Source organism: Methyloversatilis sp., assembly GCF_030696805.1.
Lineage (GTDB): Bacteria > Pseudomonadota > Gammaproteobacteria > Burkholderiales > Rhodocyclaceae > Methyloversatilis.
Genome location: NZ_JAUYRO010000091.1, coordinates 25,523 through 39,577, shown reverse-complemented (window position 1 = coordinate 39,577; position 14,055 = coordinate 25,523). Strand labels below are relative to the sequence as shown.

Below are 14,055 nucleotides of genomic sequence, written 5' to 3'. Positions count from 1 at the left end.
AGTTTTCGTAGGAGCCTGCCCCGCAGGCGATCCCGGTCTTCGAACACGTGACGGTGCATGAGCCACGCTCGCATCGCGGACAGGGTCCGCTCCTACGAAAAGCAACACCGTCGCAGTTTTCGTAGGAGCCTGCCCTGCAGGCGATTCCGGTCTTCGAACACGTGACGGTGCATGAGCCACGCTCGCATCGCGGACAGGGTCCGCTCCTACGAAGGGCTACACCCGTCGCGGTTTTCGCAGGAGCCTTCCACGGCCGGCCGTGCATGGCCGGCCGGCTTCGCGGGCGATTCCCGTCTCCGGACAAGTGATATCGCATGATCAACGTGCCCATCGCGGACGGGGTGCGCTCCTACTTCGACGATCTCAACCGCGCCAGGACGCGCCAGTCGCGCCCCACGGCCCGGATGTCGCGGATATCGACATCGAGGCGCTGATCCAGCGTGTCGAACGGGCCGAGGTTGAACAAACCCATACCGCGGCCGAGTACGGTCGGCGCGACATACATCAGCAATTCATCGACGCAGCCTTCGCGCATCAGCGACCCGTTGAGCTTGTGACCGGATTCGGCGTGCAGTTCGTTGATGCCACGCGCGCCGAGGGCCTGCAGCAGGGCTGGCAGATCGACCTTGCCGCCGTCGTTCGGCAGCGCAAGCAGCTCGGCACCGGCATTGCGAAGCGCGCGGGCGTTCGGCACATCATCGGATGCGCACACCACCAGCAGGGGCGCGCGGTCGATGTCGGCGAACAGCTTCGCCGCGGGTGACAGCGCCAGCCGGGCGTCGACGATGACACGCAGCGGCTGACGCTCCGCAGGCACCTCGCGCACGGTCAGCGACGGGTTGTCTTCCTGCACGGTGCCGATACCGGACAAAACGGCACAGGCGCGGGCGCGCCAGCGGTGGCCGTCGCGCCGCGCCGCCGGGCCGGTGATCCACTGGCTGATGCCGTTGTCGAGTGCGGTGACGCCATCAAGTGTGGAGGCCGTTTTCAGCCTGACCCAGGGGCGGCCGCGTGTCATGCGCGACACGAAGCCGATATTCAGTTCGCGCGCCTCCTGCTCCAGTACGCCACAGGTCGTCGCGATGCCGGCGGCGGCCAGCCGGGCCAGCCCCTGACCGGCGACCAGCGGATTCGGGTCCGGCATGGCGGCCACCACGCGCGCCACACCGGCCCTGATCAGCGCGTCGGCGCACGGTGGCGTACGGCCGTGATGGCTGCACGGCTCGAGCGTTACGTAGGCCGTGGCACCGCGCGCCGCATTACCGGCGGATTGCAACGCGTGCACTTCGGCGTGCGGCTCGCCCGCCCTGACATGCCAGCCCTCGCCGACGACCTGTCCGTCGCGCGCGATGACGCAGCCGACGCGCGGGTTCGGCGTCGTCGTGTTCAGGCCGCGCGCCGCCAGCTGCAGCGCACGCGCCATGTGGTGTGCGTCGCCCGCCATTCAGGTCGCCGCCTTGCGCGGCGCTCGGGTCGGTTTGGTGACTTCGCGCACCACTTCCGAAAACTCGTCGACGTCCTCGAAATTGCGATACACGCTGGCGAAACGGATGTAGCCGATCTTGTCGAGCTTCTTCAGTTCGCGCATCACCAGTTCGCCCAGCCGGTCGGTCGCCAGTTCGCGCACGCCCATGGTGAGCAGGCGCTCCTCGATGCGATCCATCGCCAGATCGACCGATTCGGTGGTGACCGGTCGCTTGCGCAGCGCCAGCATCATGCTGGCGCGCAGCTTTTCGCGGTCGTACTCGGCGCGCCGGCCGTCCTTCTTCACCACCTGCGGCATCTTCAGGTCGACCCGCTCATAGGTCGTGAAGCGCTTGTCACAGGCGGCACAGCGACGGCGGCGGCGGATGATGTCGCCGTCCTCGCTTTCACGGGTTTCGACGACCTGGGTGTCGGGCGAACTGCAGAAGGGACATTTCATCGGAGTGCTCCGTGCTTGATCCGCGGCGATGGTACGCCTGACAGGACGCTACGGCACCCTGCACGAAGCCATGCGACCCCTGCTGATCAGCTGCCTTCGCTGAGCGCGATGATCCTGTTGTAGACGAAAGCCGTCAGCGCCAGCCGGTCCTGCTCGGGAATATCGGTGAATTCAACGCCGTGGTTCAGGATGGCCTGCTCTCCTTCCGGGTCGCTGGCGTGCGTGACCGAACGGATGACGCCGCCTATCTGCACGAATTGGTCGATGTCGTCGAACTGCAGGCGAAACTTGCAGGTGAATGGGCTGCCGGTTGCGCCCAGCGCCGACTTGCCTGCCAGCAGCGCGCCACCCTTGCTGATGTCGATCAGCGTCGCCGCGTGCGCAGTGCCGGTGGCGTCGGTTACCGCGGCAATGATCCGGACCGCTGCCCGCTGCGCCTGACGCACACGCATGCCGCTGACCTTCTTCGGATAGCTCAGGTGCAGGTAGGGGAAAGGGGTGTTCGCCATCTTCAGTACATGCGCTGAAAAGGCGTACACGCTCTTGCCGGAAAACAGCCGGACGACAAACGCGGCGTCCTGCTTCACGATCGCATAGCTGCCCTCGACCATCGGTGCAGTCACCATGACGCTGCGGCCCTTGGAATAGCCGAGCAGCCGGACCGTGTAGCGCTGCGCGTCGTCGCCGGTACCCTGAAGCTGGAAGATGTCGCCGATCTGCAGGCGGATGTCTTCCAGTTCGAGCTGTACGCCGGCTTTCTCGCCCTCTCGTCTGGACTCGTTTTCCTGGCCGGCGCGCGCCGTGACCGACGGCAGGCTGGTGTTGACCTTGTCCCGGTAAAGGCCGCGTTCGCTCAGCACGTCAAGCTGGTTCTGCGTCTGCACGATCACGCCGGCTTTCAGCAGCAGCTTGTTGTTCTGGTCGTACAGTGAATACGGCAATGGTCTGCCGATCGCGACGTCTGACTTTCGAACAGGAATCATCTGTCACTCCGGAAATGGATGGTCTGCAAACCTATCGACACCTCGCAGCAAAACTTGATGTCACCGGGAAGCATTCCTGACGCGCCTTGTTCCCGGTGTGGCGTTTCGGTTATCCACGACTGGTCGCGGGTCCCGGGCGTGTCCCATAATGCGGGCACGCTGACGCGGGCGATCCCTGCGTACGGCGCTGCCATGGCAGCCACCCGCTGCCGCTTCAGAGCTGTCGACACTTGCATCACCCATGCGCAGACGGACAGGCGCCCCGGACGAGCCTCTCTTCGCCCGGCACGCTGACCACCCCGGACGGGCTCCATGCCCCGGTCGGGTTGTGCATCGGCAGTGCATTTGATCGAACGGTCGATCAAACAAGAGGAGAAGTTCTGTGTCTGCACTGCCCCACCCCCTGCTGGTCTCGGACCCGGATGCTGTCGAAACCCAGGAATGGCTTGACGCGCTTGAAGGCGTGATCGAGCACGCGGGCGAACACCGCGCGCATTACCTGATCGAACGGCTGACCGAACAGGCGCGACGCGCCGGCATCAATCTGCCGTACTCGGCGACCACCGCGTACATCAACTCCATCCCGGCCGGCAAGCAGGTGCAGGCACCCGGCGACTACGAAATCGAACACCGCATCCGCAACTACATCCGCTGGAATGCGATGGCGATGGTGCTGCGTGCCAACAAGCACACCAACGTCGGCGGCCACATCGCCAGCTTCGCGTCGAGCGCGACGCTGTATGACGTGGGTTTCAACTGGTTCTGGCGTGCGCCGAGCCCGACCCATGGCGGCGACCTGATCTACTTCCAGGGCCATTCGGCGCCTGGCGTGTACGCCCGCGCCTTCCTGCTCGATCGCATCAGCGAGTCACAGCTCGACAACTACCGCCAGGAAGTCGGCGGCGAAGGCCTGTCGAGCTACCCGCATCCGTGGCTGATGCCCGATTTCTGGCAGTTCCCGACGGTGTCGATGGGCCTCGGGCCGCTGCAGGCCATCTATCAGGCCCGTTTCATGAAGTATCTGCAGGACCGCGGCATCGCCAACACCGAAGGCCGCAAGGTGTGGTGCTTCATCGGCGACGGCGAAACCGACGAACCGGAAACGCTGGGCGAAATCGCCATGGCGGCGCGCGAGAAGCTCGACAACCTGGTGTTCGTCGTCAATTGCAATCTGCAGCGCCTGGACGGCCCGGTGCGCGGCAACGGCAAGATCATCCAGGAACTGGAAGGCGATTTCCGCGGCGCCGGCTGGAACGTGATCAAGCTGCTGTGGGGCGGCTACTGGGATCCTCTGCTGGCACAGGACAGGAACGGCCTGCTGGCCCAGCGCATGATGGAAGTGGTCGACGGCGAGTACCAGACCATGAAGGCGCGCGACGGCGCCTACGTGCGCGAGCAGTTCTTCGGCAAGTACCCGGAATTGGCAGCGATGGTCGCCAACTGGAGCAACGAAGACATTTTCCGCCTGAACCGCGGCGGGCATGATCCGCACAAGGTGTACGCCGCCTACGACGCGGCGGTCAAGCACCCCGGCCAGCCGACGGTCATTCTGGCCAAGACCATCAAGGGCTACGGCATGGGCGGCTCGGGCGAGGCGCAGAACATTTCGCACCAGCAGAAGAAGGTCGACCTGGAATCGCTGCGCGGCTTCCGCGACCGCTTCGACCTGCCGATCAGCGACGCCGACATCGAAAACCTGCCCTACCTGAAGTTCGCGGAAGGTTCGAAGGAACTGCAATACATGCGCGAACGGCGCATGGCGCTCGGCGGCTACCTGCCGAGCCGCCGCAGCAAGGCCGAGCCGCTCGAGGTGCCGCCGCTGTCGGCCTTCGACGCCTTGCTCAAGGCGTCCGGCGACGGGCGCGAACTGTCGACCACGATGGCTTTCGTGCGCATCATGAACATCCTGCTGCGCGACCCGCACGTCGGCAAGCGAGTGGTGCCCATCGTGCCCGATGAATCGCGCACCTTCGGCATGGAAGGCATGTTCCGGCAGATCGGTATCTGGAATCAGGAGGGCCAGAAGTACGTGCCGCAGGACGCCGACCAGCTGATGTTCTACAAGGAGTCGAAAACCGGCCAGATCCTGCAGGAAGGCATCAACGAAGCGGGCGGCATGAGCGACTGGATCGCCGCTGCGACCAGCTACTCGGTGCACGGCGTGGCCACGATACCGATCTATCTGTTCTATTCGATGTTCGGCTTCCAGCGCGTCGGCGACCTGATCTGGGCGGCCGGCGACCAGCGCTCGCGCGGCTTCCTGATCGGCGGCACGGCCGGGCGCACGACGCTCAACGGCGAGGGCCTGCAGCATGAAGACGGCCACTCGCATTTGTTGTCCGCGGCCATTCCGAACTGCGTCAGCTACGACCCGACCTTCTCGTACGAAGTCGCCGTCATCGTGCAGGACGGCCTGCGCCGCATGATGGCCGAACAGGAAGACGTGTTCTATTACCTGACGGTGATGAACGAGAACTACGAGCATCCGGCGATGCCCGACGGCGCCGAAGCGGACATCCTGAAAGGCATGTACCTGTTCCGCCGCGGTGCGGCATCGAACGGCCCGCGCGTACAGCTGACCGGCAGCGGCACCATCCTCCGCGAGGTGATCGCCGCGGCGGAACTGCTGCGCAGCGACTGGGGCGTCGAAGCTGATCTGTGGTCGTGCCCCAGCTTCACCGAGCTGGCGCGCAACGGCACCGACTGCGCGCGCTGGAATTTGCTCAATCCGCTCGAAGCACCGCGCATGTCGCACGTCGAGCACTGCCTGCGCGACACCCGCGGCCCGGTGATCGCCGCAACCGACTACGTGCGCCTGTTCGCCGAGCAGATCCGCGGCTTTGTGCCGCGCCGCTACGTGGTGCTGGGTACCGACGGTTTCGGGCGTTCCGACACGCGTGAGGCGCTGCGCGCGCATTTCGAGGTGGACAAACACTGGGTGACGGTCGCGGCGCTGAAGGCGCTGGCGGACGATGGCGCGCTGGACCGCGCAAAGGTGGCCGAGGCCATCGCGCGCTACGACCTGGACGTGACCAAGCCCAACCCGCTGTATGTCTGAGCGAAGAAAGGGCCTGCCCGAGATGAACGCGGTGGACGGGTCGCGACCTTGACCGCCAGCAACCGATTTTTCGGTGCTTGTCAGCGTCAGGGCCCTTCCCGAACACCTCCCGCCCGGACAGGGCGGCTGCACCCGAATGCGAGGCATGAATGAGCACGATCAATATAGAAGTACCTGATATCGGCGACTTCGCCGATGTGCCGGTCATCGAAGTCCTGGTGAAGCCGGGCGACCGCGTCGCACTGGACGCACCGCTGGTGACGCTGGAATCCGACAAGGCCACGATGGACATTCCGGCGCCGGCCGCCGGCGTGATCGGCCAGATCACCGTCAAGGTCGGCGACCGCGTGTCGCAGGGCGCGACCATCGGCACGATGGAAGCGGGCGCGCCGGAGGCGGCCACTGCGTCGGTGACCGCTCCAACGGCCGGCGTGGCAGCGCAGCCGGTTGCGCCACCACCGGTGATGGCGGTCGCGACCGCCGCCCCGGCCGCGACCGGCCAGTCAACGCCCGGCGATTCCAAGCCAGCTGCCGCCGACGCCGCAGCACAACGGCTCGGCGGCAGCAAGGCACATGCCAGTCCGTCGATACGCGCCTACGCCCGCGAACTGGGAGTTGATCTTTCCCGCGTCGCGGCGAGCGGTCCGAAGAACCGGATCATGCGCGAGGACATCAACGCCTTCGTCAAGGGTGCGCTGCAAGCGCCGGCCGCCGCGCCGGCAGCGACCGGTGGCGGCAGCGGGCTGGATCTGCTGCCCTGGCCCAAGGTTGATTTCACGAAGTTCGGCGACATCGAACGCAAGCCACTGTCGCGCATCCGCAAACTGAGCGCGGCGAACCTGTCGCGCAACTGGGTCATGATCCCGGCAGTGACCTATCACGAAGACGCCGACGTCACCGACCTCGAAGCCTTCCGCCAGCAGATCAACGCGGAACAGGCCAAGGGCGGCGTCAAGCTGACCATGCTTGCGTTCATCATCAAGGCGGTGTGTTCGGCGTTGAAGAAGTTTCCTGACTTCAACAGTTCGATTGACCTGCAGGCCGAAGAACCGGCGCTCATCCTGAAACAGTACTGCCACATCGGTTTCGCTGCCGACACGCCGGGCGGGCTGATGGTGCCGGTCATCCGCGACGCCGACAAAAAGGGCGCGGCCCAACTGGCGGCGGAATGCGGCGAACTGGCGGCCAAAGCGCGCGACGGAAAGCTGTCTGCTGCGGAAATGCAGGGCGCCTGCTTCACCATTTCCAGCGTCGGCGGTCTGGGCGGCACCGGATTCGCGCCCATCATCAACGCGCCGGAAGTCGCCATCCTGGGCGTCAGCCGCACCACGATGAAGCCGGTGTGGGACGGCTCGGCCTTCCAGCCGCGCTTGATACTTCCCCTGTCTCTGACGGCTGATCACCGCGTGGTCGACGGCGCGGCGGCCACCCGCTTCAATGCCCATGTCGCGGCGCTGCTCGCCGACATGCGCCGCGCGCTGATGTAAGGAGACCGACATGAGCACACTGACTGTAAAAATCCCCGACATCGGCGACTTCAACGACGTACCCATCATTGAAATCATGGTGAAGCCGGGCGACACCGTAGAGGCCGACGCGCCGCTGATGTCGCTCGAGTCCGACAAGGCGACGATGGACATCCCCGCGCCTCAGGCCGGCCGCATCGTGGAACTGAATGTGAAGGTGGGCGACCGCGTGTCAGAAGGCAGCGTCGTGTTGACGATGGAGGCCGCGGCGTCCGCTGGAGCGATGCCGGAAGCGGCCCCTGTGGGGGCAGCTCCTGTGGGGGAAGCTCCTGTGGGGGAAGCTCCTGTGGGAGCGGCGTCCTCGCCGCGATCGGTCGCTGATCCCGCCCCCGCCCCCGCCTCCGCCCCGCTTGCCGCCACCGGCAGCGCTCCAGCCAGAGCCGACGAAAGCTGCGCCGTTCTGGTGCTCGGCGGTGGCCCCGGTGGCTATTCGGCCGCCTTCCGCGCCGCCGACCTCGGTCTGGACGTGATCATCGTCGAGCGCTACGCCACGCTGGGCGGCGTCTGCCTGAACGTGGGCTGCATCCCGTCCAAGGCGCTGCTGCACGTCGCGGCAGTGGCCGACGAAGCCGAAGCTCTCGCTGCCCACGGCATCAAGTTCGGCCCGCGCGAGGTGGACCTCGGCGCCCTGCTCGGCTGGAAGGACAAGGTGGTCGGCAAACTGACCGGCGGTCTGTCCGGGATGGCCAAGGCGCGCAAGGTGAAGGTGGTGCGCGGCACCGCCCGCTTCATCGATGCGAACCATGTCGAGGTCGCCCTCACCTCCGGTGACGGCAGGGCGGAAACCGGCGAGAAAAAGGTGCTGAAGTTCGGCCACTGCATCGTCGCCGCCGGCAGTCAGGCCGTGAAACTGCCTTTCATGCCGGATGACCCGCGCGTGGTCGATTCGACCGGTGCGCTGCTGCTGGCCGACATCCCGAAGCGCATGCTGGTGATCGGCGGCGGCATCATCGGGCTGGAAATGGCCACCGTGTATTCGACGCTGGGTGCCCGCATCGATGTGGTCGAAATGACCGGCGGCCTGATGCAGGGCGCTGACCGCGACCTGGCCAAGGTGTGGGAGAAGAAGAACAACCACCGCTTCGACGCCGTCATGCTGAATACCCGCGTCACCGGCGCCGAAGCCACCGTCGGCGGCATCCGGGTGACGTTCGAAGGTGCAAAGGCTCCGGCGGAGCCGCAGGTTTACGATCGCGTGCTGGTCGCGGTCGGCCGCTCGCCGAACGGGAGAAAGCTGAACGCCGAAGCGGCCGGCCTGCGCGTGGACGAGCGCGGCTTCGTCCCGGTCGACAGCCAGATGCGCACCAACGTCGCGCACATCCATGCCATCGGCGACATCGTCGGTCAGCCCATGCTGGCGCACAAGGCGGTGCATGAAGGCCATGTCGCGGCGGAGGTGATTGCCGGCCACAAGCGCCAATTCGACGCCACGGTGATTCCGTCGGTCGCCTACACCGACCCCGAAGTCGCCTGGGTCGGTCTGACCGAGGACGAGGCCAAGGCACAGGGCCGCAAGGTGACCGTCGGCAAGTTTCCCTGGGCCGCCAGCGGCCGCGCCATCGCCAACGGTCGCGACGAGGGCTTCACCAAGCTGATATTCGACGCGGAAACCGGTCGCATCGCTGGCGGCGGCATCGTGGGTGTGTCGGCCGGCGACATGATCGGAGAGATCACGCTGGCGATCGAAATGGGCGCCGACGCGGTGGACATCGGCCACACGATCCATCCGCACCCGACGCTCGGCGAATCCATCGGGCTGGCGGCTGAAGTGGCGGAGGGAAGCTGCACCGATTTACCCCGATCGACCCGATGACTACAGCGCGCGCTTGTCGACTTTTCTTACAAAACCCAGGGAAAAAGGGACGAAGATTAAATTAAGTTTTCAAAAACAGAGTGTTGGCAAAGCGCCATTCGACGGCCTGTTTCTTGCATACCCTCTGTTCGATACCGTAGCGTTACGTGATCGTCGGCACAGGCATGAGTCCCATGTTTGACGATAGACTCCGGCACGCATGGCGGTTACAACATATTGGGCAACGAACAAATGGAAAATAAATCGGAAATCGATCGCACTCGCGACGCTTCGTTACCGACACCGCAGGAGACGGCACTGCGCCGCAGCCTGCTCAAGGCCGGGTTCGCGGTAGGCGGCGTGCTGATGGCGCGGCAGGCGAAATCCACGTTCGAAACGCCCTACCAATGCACGCTGTCCGGGCAGATGTCGGGCAACGTAAGCCGGAACGATGGAACGACACCGAACTGCAAGATCGGCTTGTCACCCGGCTTCTGGCAACAGTGCAGTCGCTTCACGAGCGAGTGGCCGGTGCCGGCGCCGAAAATCTGCCAAAAGGTCGGTAGCCGCTGGAGCATCTACACAAGCACCAACCCGCCGCCCTTCCCCGAAATCAAGGACACCTCGAAGTGGAAGGTGTCCGGCACGGTCACGGTCAATGGCTCGACTGTCGCGTGTTCGCTCGGCACAACGCTCTCTTCTGCGTTGGGTACGACGGTCGGTCTGACCGGCATACCGGGTCTCGGCGGCAACGGAACCCGTCAGGCGAGTCTTTGGGAACTGGTTGCCTACGGCAATAACGCGGCTGCCTTTCCACAACCGATCGGACAGTTCGCCCGCCATATTGCAGCGGCGGTGTTGAATGCAAAGGCCTACCCGACGACCTACCCGATCACGCTCCCCCAGCTTCGTGCGATCTGGGATGCGATCACGGGTGGAGGCACGAGCACCTCAGGGCAATACCAGTTGATGGGAACAGGTCTCGATGCAGGTCAGATCCAGGACTACCTGACCACCACGTGGGGATAAGCGACAACCGGCCCGGTCAGGTAGAGTTCATCGAAACTGAAGGTCTTCTTGTAGCCCGGTTTGCCGATGAAGCGGAAGCCGTGGTCTATGACGCGGCGCATTGCACACTCGCTGTCGTGGAAGTACTGCAGCAGTAAGCAGCGGGCGTCGCAAGCCGTTAAGCTGCGTGGACCGACCACCTATCCACGCCGCAGGTTGTTCCCCTGAAACACTCCCAGATCAGAATCGGAAGCTTTTCGGTACGCGTGCAATGTGATTTGCCCGCGTTCTGGCATGCTTTCGATTTTTTTTATGCGGACAACCCTCCTGAGCCGGCCGACGGGTTTTGTGATTTTTCCGTAAGGCTCATCCCGCCGGGATTTCTCCGCAGACCGATCCATCCGCAGATCACGTTCGATCTCGATGGTGTGCGTCCGTTCAAGCCACTGCCGGAACATCAGGCCTTTCCGCTTTTCGAGTGGGGCCTCAACTGGTGCATCGCGATGCACATGCATCGTTGCGTACTGATTCATGCTGCGGTGGTCGAGCGCAACGGCTTCGCCCTCATTCTTCCGGCACCGCCGGGTTCCGGCAAAAGTACACTGTGCGCCGGCCTGACTGCGCGCGGCTGGCGACTGCTGTCCGATGAGCTCGCCATGATCACCCCGGACACCCTGGAACTGATTCCTCTTCCGCGCCCGATCAGCCTGAAGAACCGGTCGATCGACGTCATGCGTGAATATGCGGGCGCCGACGTCATCGGGCCTGTTTTTGCCGATACCCACAAGGGCGACGTGGCGCACATGAAGGTACCGTCATCGGCACTCGCTGATACACACGTCCGGGCGCGCCCCGGCTGGATCGCGTTCCCGAAGTACCGGGCGGGCAGTGCGCTGCGTCTGTCACCGATGGCCCGTGCGCGCACCGTGATTGCGCTTGCCGACAACTCGTTCAACAGCGACCGTCTCGGCGAGCAGGCCTTCCGCACACTGGCGAGCACCGCAGCCGCAAGCGGATGTTTCGAGTTCGAGTACAGCATCCTTGACGAAGCGATAGCCTGCTTCGATGCGCTCGCCGACATGCGCGCGACGCGATGACCGCCATAAAACTGCCGCTCTGCATATTGCTCGTGGCCCCTGCGCGTGCCGCTGACATGTCCTTGCGGCAGTGGGAGACCGTCATCGTGCAAGCCCGAAAGTCGAAGTTGCTCGGGCTTTTGCATCATGTCATTTCCCGAAGCGGACATACGCATCACGTGCCGGAACGGGTGTGGCTCCACCTCGCCTCGGCCGCGCAGCTGGTGGCGGAGCAGCATCTGTCGCTGGGTCATGAAATACGTCAGATACTGGACGCACTGAAATCCGTCGATAGCCGGATCGTGGTGCTGAAGGGCGGCGCGTACGTCCTGCGCGGTCTCGAGGCCGGTCATGGACGGACCTTTTCCGACATCGATATCCTGGTGCCCCGCGAAAAGCTGGGAGAAGTCGAAGCAGGGCTCATGCTGGATGGTTGGGTCAGTCAGCATCGTGACGCCTACGACCAGCGTTACTATCGGCAGTGGATGCATGAGATTCCGCCGATGTCGCACATTCGTCGCGGCACCACGCTCGATATCCATCACGCGCTGACGCCGCTGACGTCGCGAATTCTTGCTGATTCGTCGGCGATGCTCGCGGCAGCCGAACCGCTTGCATCCGACAGCCGGCTGATGACACTCTCACCGCAGGACATGGTGTTGCACAGTGCGACACACCTGTTTCTGGAAAGCGAGTTTCACAGCGGATTGCGTGATCTTTTCGACCTCTACTCGCTGATCACGGAATTCCGCAGCCGCGACGCATGCTTCGACCAAAAGCTGCTTGCGCGCGCAGCCGGCGTCGGCCTGACGCGCCCCATCTATCTTGCCTTCCGTTATCTGGAGCGGATACTTTCGCTCGAGATACTGCCCGTGACAGCGTCGGCGCTACAGGGCATGGCTCCGGGTCCGTTGCATCTGAAGGTACTGGACACTTTGTTCACACGTGCGCTATCACCCCAGCACGAGAGTGCCATGGATGCCCTGACACCCGTCAGCCAGTTCCTGCTTTATCTGCGCGGTCACTGGCTGCGTATGCCGGCCCATCTGCTGGTCGTTCACCTGAGCCGCAAAGCCGTCATGAAACTGACTAAAAAGACCGATAATGAAGCCGAAACCGATTCCGCAAGATGAGCGATGAACAACGATGATCTGAAGAAGGCTGTGGCCCGTTCGGCACTGGCGCATGTGGTGGAAGGCGAACTGCTTGGCGTGGGCACCGGTTCGACCGCCAATCACTTCATCGACCTGCTGGCATCCGAAGGCGTCAATGTCGCCGGGGCAATCGCCAGTTCGGAAGCGTCGGCAGCCCGGCTGCGCGGTCATGGTGTCACCGTACTGTCGCTCGACGAGGCGATCGCCTCGGGACGGCGCATTCCGGTCTATGTCGACGGTGCGGACGAGATTGATCCCGGCCTGCACCTGATCAAGGGTGGCGGCGGCGCGCTGACGCGCGAGAAGATCGTGGCCGCGGCATCGGACTGCTTCGTATGCATCGCCGACGCGTCGAAGTGCGTCGACGTGATGGGACGCTTCCCGCTGCCGATCGAAGTCATTCCGATGGCCGTTGCGCTGGTGTCGCGGGAGCTGCTCCGTCTGGGCGGTGTGCCGAAGGTGCGCGAAGGCTTCGTGACCGATAACGGCAACCTGATCATCGACGTATCCGGCCTGTCCATCACCGATCCGATCGCGCTCGAAACCGAGCTGGACCACCTGACCGGCACGGTGACCAATGGCTTGTTCGCCCGTCGCCGCGCCGACATTGCACTGATATCCTCGCCCGATGGCGTGAAAACGCTGCGCGGCTGAACACTCTGGCTCACAGGCAGTCTCATCCTCAAACCACCTTCCGGAACGCACCGACATGAGCGAGCACATTTCCAAGCGCTACGACCACGAACTGGAAGGCCTGCGTACCGGCTTGCTGCAGATGGGCGGTTTGATCGAACAGCAGATCGAGCACGCGATGCGCGGCGTGATCGAACGCAACCTGCCGCTGCTTGAAGAGGTCATCGCGACCGAAAAAAGGGTCAATGCGATGGAGATCGAGCTGGATGAGGCCTGCAATCAGCTGATTGCCAAGCGTCAGCCGGCCGCCAGCGACCTGCGGGTGATCATGTCGATGGTCAAGACCATCACCGATCTGGAACGCGTGGGCGACGAAGCGAAGAAGATAGCCAAGATGGGGCGGCACATTCTCGAGTCCGACGCGATTTTCGTGCCGCGCGTCGAACTGCGCCACGCCGCATCGATGGCGGTCGACATGCTCCGCCGCACCCTGGATGCGCTGGCCCGCCAGGATCTGGCCAGCGCCACCGAAGTCGTGCGCCAGGACAAGGAAGTCGACGCGGAATTCAAGTCGATCATGCGCCAGCTGATCACGTTCATGATGGAAGACCCGCGCACGATTTCATGCGGGCTGGACATGCTGTTCATCGCCAAGGCGATCGAGCGCATCGGCGACCACTCCAAGAACATGGCGCAGTACGTCGTATTCATGGTCAAGGGGACGGACGTACGACATGCCGGGCTGGCTGCCATGGAAGCAGCAGCGGCGGCGGACTGAGTGTGTGCGCCGGCGCCTGCCGCGCCGCACGCCCTGAATCCGGGCTGACGGGCTACTCCTTCTGCATCGACGCAACGGCAAAACACGCTGACCTTTAATCTTGGGTCTGTGCTTATTTGATTC

At 64.1% G+C, this 14,055-nt stretch carries 12 protein-coding genes; 8 read left to right on the top strand and 4 right to left on the bottom strand.

Annotation, left to right across the window (positions count from 1 at the left end):
• Positions 1–349: 349 nt before the first annotated feature.
• The 3 genes from ribD to Q8R75_RS14270 all read right to left on the bottom strand — a co-directional run bounded on the left by ribD (position 350) and on the right by Q8R75_RS14270 (position 2,907).
• Positions 350–1,444, bottom strand: a complete 1,095-nt coding sequence (ribD, locus tag Q8R75_RS14280; protein WP_305612682.1) for a bifunctional diaminohydroxyphosphoribosylaminopyrimidine deaminase/5-amino-6-(5-phosphoribosylamino)uracil reductase RibD — start codon at positions 1,442–1,444, stop codon at positions 350–352.
• The gene (nrdR, locus tag Q8R75_RS14275; protein ID WP_305626409.1) at positions 1,445–1,924 is read right to left on the bottom strand and encodes a transcriptional regulator NrdR; all 480 of its coding nucleotides are present in this window, start codon (positions 1,922–1,924) and stop codon (positions 1,445–1,447) included. It abuts the gene before it with no gap.
• A gap of 86 nt (positions 1,925–2,010) precedes the next feature.
• A complete protein-coding gene (locus tag Q8R75_RS14270; RefSeq protein WP_305612685.1) occupies positions 2,011–2,907 on the bottom strand; it encodes a flagellar brake protein in 897 nt (298 codons plus the stop codon).
• A gap of 382 nt (positions 2,908–3,289) precedes the next feature.
• On the opposite strand from Q8R75_RS14270, the gene aceE reads away from it, so the two are divergent.
• The 4 genes from aceE (at position 3,290) to Q8R75_RS14250 (ending at position 10,312) form a co-directional block, all read left to right on the top strand.
• Positions 3,290–5,965, top strand: a complete 2,676-nt coding sequence (aceE, locus tag Q8R75_RS14265) for a pyruvate dehydrogenase (acetyl-transferring), homodimeric type (protein ID WP_305626407.1) — start codon at positions 3,290–3,292, stop codon at positions 5,963–5,965.
• Positions 5,966–6,114: 149 nt separating this feature from the next.
• Positions 6,115–7,452, top strand: coding sequence for a dihydrolipoyllysine-residue acetyltransferase (gene aceF, locus Q8R75_RS14260; protein ID WP_305613264.1), 1,338 nt, complete (start codon positions 6,115–6,117; stop codon positions 7,450–7,452).
• Between the two features lie 10 nt (positions 7,453–7,462).
• The gene (lpdA, locus tag Q8R75_RS14255; RefSeq protein ID WP_305626405.1) at positions 7,463–9,304 is read left to right on the top strand and encodes a dihydrolipoyl dehydrogenase; all 1,842 of its coding nucleotides are present in this window, start codon (positions 7,463–7,465) and stop codon (positions 9,302–9,304) included.
• Positions 9,305–9,481: 177 nt separating this feature from the next.
• Positions 9,482–10,312, top strand: a complete 831-nt coding sequence (locus Q8R75_RS14250) for a hypothetical protein (RefSeq protein WP_305613262.1) — start codon at positions 9,482–9,484, stop codon at positions 10,310–10,312.
• Here the strand turns inward: Q8R75_RS14250 and Q8R75_RS14245 are convergent.
• Positions 10,288–10,413, bottom strand: a complete 126-nt coding sequence (locus Q8R75_RS14245; RefSeq protein WP_305613261.1) for a hypothetical protein — start codon at positions 10,411–10,413, stop codon at positions 10,288–10,290. The two genes, Q8R75_RS14250 and Q8R75_RS14245, sit on opposite strands and share 25 nt — an antisense overlap.
• A gap of 102 nt (positions 10,414–10,515) precedes the next feature.
• Between Q8R75_RS14245 and Q8R75_RS14240 the strand changes: the two genes are divergently transcribed.
• The 4 genes from Q8R75_RS14240 to phoU are packed head-to-tail and all read left to right on the top strand — an operon-like array spanning position 10,516 to position 13,932.
• A complete protein-coding gene (locus Q8R75_RS14240) occupies positions 10,516–11,388 on the top strand; it encodes an HprK-related kinase A (RefSeq protein WP_336623626.1) in 873 nt (290 codons plus the stop codon).
• Positions 11,385–12,500, top strand: coding sequence for a nucleotidyltransferase family protein (locus tag Q8R75_RS14235; RefSeq protein ID WP_305613260.1), 1,116 nt, complete (start codon positions 11,385–11,387; stop codon positions 12,498–12,500). Before Q8R75_RS14240 ends, Q8R75_RS14235 begins: the two co-directional genes overlap by 4 nt.
• A 3-nt stretch (positions 12,501–12,503) precedes the next feature.
• Positions 12,504–13,175, top strand: coding sequence for a ribose-5-phosphate isomerase RpiA (gene rpiA / locus Q8R75_RS14230; protein ID WP_305613259.1), 672 nt, complete (start codon positions 12,504–12,506; stop codon positions 13,173–13,175).
• Positions 13,176–13,230: 55 nt separating this feature from the next.
• On the top strand, positions 13,231–13,932 hold the full coding sequence (phoU, locus tag Q8R75_RS14225) for a phosphate signaling complex protein PhoU (protein ID WP_069039396.1): 702 nt from the start codon (positions 13,231–13,233) through the stop codon (positions 13,930–13,932).
• Positions 13,933–14,055 lie beyond the last annotated feature (123 nt).